At 62.7% G+C, this 3376-nt stretch carries 4 protein-coding genes; 2 read left to right on the forward strand and 2 right to left on the reverse strand.

Annotated features, from left to right (window positions below):
- Both EN906_RS27660 and EN906_RS27665 read right to left on the reverse strand, forming a co-directional pair.
- Window positions 1-600 (reverse strand): ABC transporter permease (locus EN906_RS27660; protein ID WP_245484346.1); only part of this gene is annotated, 600 nt, incomplete at its 3' end.
- Window positions 597-2099 carry a sugar ABC transporter ATP-binding protein gene (locus EN906_RS27665; RefSeq protein ID WP_127375515.1) on the reverse strand — a complete coding sequence of 501 codons (1503 nt, stop codon included), beginning with the start codon at window positions 2097-2099 and terminating at the stop codon, window positions 597-599. The genes EN906_RS27660 and EN906_RS27665, both read right to left, overlap by 4 nt.
- A gap of 339 nt (window positions 2100-2438) precedes the next feature.
- Between EN906_RS27665 and EN906_RS27670 the strand changes: the two genes are divergently transcribed.
- Complete coding sequence (locus EN906_RS27670) at window positions 2439-3113, forward strand: GntR family transcriptional regulator (RefSeq protein WP_127269483.1); 675 nt, start codon at window positions 2439-2441, stop codon at window positions 3111-3113.
- A 19-nt stretch (window positions 3114-3132) separates the two neighbouring features.
- A partial coding sequence (locus EN906_RS27675) for an L-rhamnose mutarotase (RefSeq protein WP_127375516.1) occupies window positions 3133-3376 on the forward strand: 244 nt, incomplete at its 3' end.

The following is a 3376-nucleotide window of genomic DNA, read 5'->3' on the forward strand; positions in this document are numbered from 1 at the left end:
AAAGGAGCGGGAAAGCACGAAATGGCCGACAAGAGCAATGACCAGGAAGATCAGCACCACGACTGGAATGCCGAACAGCCGGCCCTTGGCGAACTCGGCGGAGGCGGGATTGCTGCCATAGACGATGACCCCGCCGACAGCCGCCTGGACGATGCCCAGTCCGATCGTGCCAATGCCGAGCGTGGCAATGATGGGGTTGATGCCGACATAGCCGACCAGGACGCCGTTGAGCAGGCCTATGAGGCCGGCAAGGCCGACGGCCAGGACGAAGGCGGGCAGCGGCCCGATCATCGGCTGCAGCCCGAGCGACAGGATGGCGCCGCAGGCGATGGTGGCCGGCACCGAGAGGTCGGCCAGGCCGCCGACCACGAGCACGAAGGTCATGCCGACGACGACGATGCCGACGATGGACATCGAGGTCAGGACGTTGAGCAAATTGCCTGATGTGAAGAAGGCGGGGCTGACGAAGGAGCCGTAGAGCATCACGGCGAGGATGGCGAAGGCCAGCCCCGCCTTCGACAGGACACCGATAAGCCTGCTGCCACGCGTGAAGCGGTCGTTGCGGTTCACACCGCCGATCTCCATGGCCGCTTCGGTCACGCCATCTCCTCCCCCGTGGCCAGCGCCATGATGCGTTCCTCGCTCAATTCGCTGCGCAGGAGAGGCTCGGAGGCGTGTCCATCGCGCATCACCACCACGCGGTCGCAGACGCCAAGGATTTCGGGCAGTTCCGAGGAGATCATCACCACCGCCATGCCGCCTGCGACGAGCTGGCCAATGATGTGGTGGATCTCGGCCTTGGCGCCGACGTCGACGCCCCGCGTCGGCTCGTCGAGGATCAAGACCAGGGGCTTGGCGGCAAGCCATTTGGCGATGACCGTCTTCTGCTGGTTACCGCCCGACAGAAGGCTGATGCGCCGTTCGCCGTCGGGCGGTGAAATCGAAAACTGCTTGACCGAGTCCGCGGCAAGCGCGTGATCGGCGCTGCGGCTGATGCGCCCGAAACGGCTCAGGCGGCGCAGTATGGGCAGGCTGATGTTTTCCCGGATCGACATTCCAGGCACGACGCCGTCGCCCTTGCGATCTTCCGGAACATAGGCAATGCCTGCCCTGACCGCCTGGGATGGCGAGTTGATCGAGACCTCGCGTCCGTTGACGCTGACTGTGCCTTCGACAAGCCGCGACAGGCCGAAGATCGCGCGGGCGACCTCGGTGCGGCCAGCGCCCACCAGCCCGGTCAAGCCCAGTATCTCGCCGGCGCGTACATCGAAGCTGACATCGCGGAAGCGCGCGCCGTCGCTGATGCGTTCGACGCGCAGCACCGACTTGCCGATCTCGGCCGGGCTTTTCGGGAAGACATTGCTGACTTCGCGACCGACCATCAGCCTGATCATGTGAGCGGCATTTATGCCTTCGATCGGCCGCGTCTCGATCATTGATCCGTCGCGCAGCACAGTCACCTCGTCGGCAATTTCGAGCACCTCCTTCAGTCGGTGGCTGATATAGATGATGGCGATTCCGTCATCGCGCATCTTGCGCAAGATCCGGAACAACGCCGCCGTCTCATGCTCGCTGAGGCTGGATGTCGGTTCGTCCAGGACGATGATCCTGGGCTGCGCCGCGTAGGCCTTGGCGATCTCGACGAGCTGCTGCTGGCTGATCGACAGGTTGCCGAGCCGTTCACGCGGGTTGATGGCCGCTCCGAGCTCATCGAGGACGGCGGCTGCAGCCCGGATCATCTCGCCCTTGCGCAGAAAGGTCCACTTGCCCGGCATGCGGCCGAGATAGACGTTTTCGGCGACGCTCAGGTCGGGGACCAGATTGATTTCCTGATGCACCATGCGGATGCCCAGCGCCTGGGCATCGGCGGGCCGGCGCATGCGCACTTCGGCGCCGACGACCCTGATTGCGCCGCTGGTGGGTGCGTAGGACCCGTTGAGCACTTTCATGAGCGTCGATTTGCCGGCGCCGTTCTCACCCACGACCGCATGAACGGTGCCGAATTTCACGGCGAAATTGACGTTGGACAGAGCCTTCACGCCCGGGAACGTCTTGCTGATGCCTCGCATGTCCAAGGCGCAATCGGCGGCGACAGTCATATCTGGCTAGGTTCCTCCTGGCGGCCGGCCGATCGTCCTCGGTATCGGCCATCGATATTTTAGTATAATAGCTGCTTCAACACAGCTCGACCCCTCTTCGAACTGGCTTGAACGTCCGGGCTTTTGAACACGCGACTCAGTCCAGGCTCTCGGTTGCGGTTGAATTTCTCACCGCGGATGATGACTATTGCACTAATATAATAGTTCTGGCAAGGTGGATTTCCGGCGGTCGTTATGAACATCGTGTCCACCGACACCCGACCGCTTCCATTGGATGCGTTCCGATTGACATTCTAGTATTATCTGGCCATTTCTGGTGAACGAAGATACGGATTTGCAATGGACCTGGATCCTTCGACGCTCAATCGGGCTCTTCCGCTCCGCGATCAGATCTACCACAAGATCCGCAACCTGATCGTCGTCGGGCAGCTGAAGCCGGGAGAGGTCATCAACGAAGTCGCCATCGCGGAGGCCCTGGGGGTGTCGCGCACCCCGGTGCGCGAAGCGGTCAAGCGCATCAGCGACGAGGGCCTGGTCAAGATCTTGGCACAGACCGGCACCTATGTCGCTCCGATCAGCCGGGCCGACCTGGAAGAAGCCTATGTCATTCGGCGGGCACTGGAGATGGAGAGCGCCCGACGCGCGGCCGCCAAGTTCACACCGGCCGCCAGCGAATTGCTGGAAGACAACATGGCGGCGCACCGGCTCGCCATATCGCGAGGCAGATATGCCACCGCGATACAGCTCGACGATGTCTTTCACCGCACCATCGCCGAGATCTGCGGCCTGCCGATGATCTGGAGAGCCGTCGACATCTCAAAGGCACAGATGGATCGCGGCCGCTATCTCGCCATCCCCAAGCCGGGCTATGGCGAACAGACGATCGAGCAGCACGAGGCCATTTTCGACGCGCTGAAGCGCCACGACGCCGAGGGTGCGGCGCAAGCGATGGAACACCATCTCGAGACGTCGTTCCGCAACACGCTCGAAGTCGCCGCCGACCTTCTCGACTGAAGCCCTGCGAGCCACCGGCATGCAAAGAATGGGACTTTGTATCGGCGTGAAAGCAGAGGCGATCGCGGACTACAGGCGCGTCCACGCCGCTGTCTGGCCCGACGTCCTCGAGGTCATCAGCGGCGCCAACATCCGCAACTATTCGATCTTCCTGCGCGAACCGGAGAACCTTCTGTTCGCCTGCTGGGAGTATCACGGCAGCGACTTCGACAAGGATGCGGCGCGAATGGGCGAGTCGCCGGCGATGCGCAAATGGTGGGAGC

This window comes from Mesorhizobium sp. M7A.F.Ca.CA.004.06.1.1 (assembly GCF_003999135.1).
GTDB lineage: Bacteria > Pseudomonadota > Alphaproteobacteria > Rhizobiales > Rhizobiaceae > Mesorhizobium.

Coding starts and splice junctions, on each gene's coding strand:
- EN906_RS27665 (WP_127375515.1), bottom strand. CDS start 2,099: ATGACTGTCGCCGCCGATTGCGCCTTGGACATGCGAGGCATCAGCAAG.
- EN906_RS27670 (WP_127269483.1), top strand. CDS start 2,439: ATGGACCTGGATCCTTCGACGCTCAATCGGGCTCTTCCGCTCCGCGAT.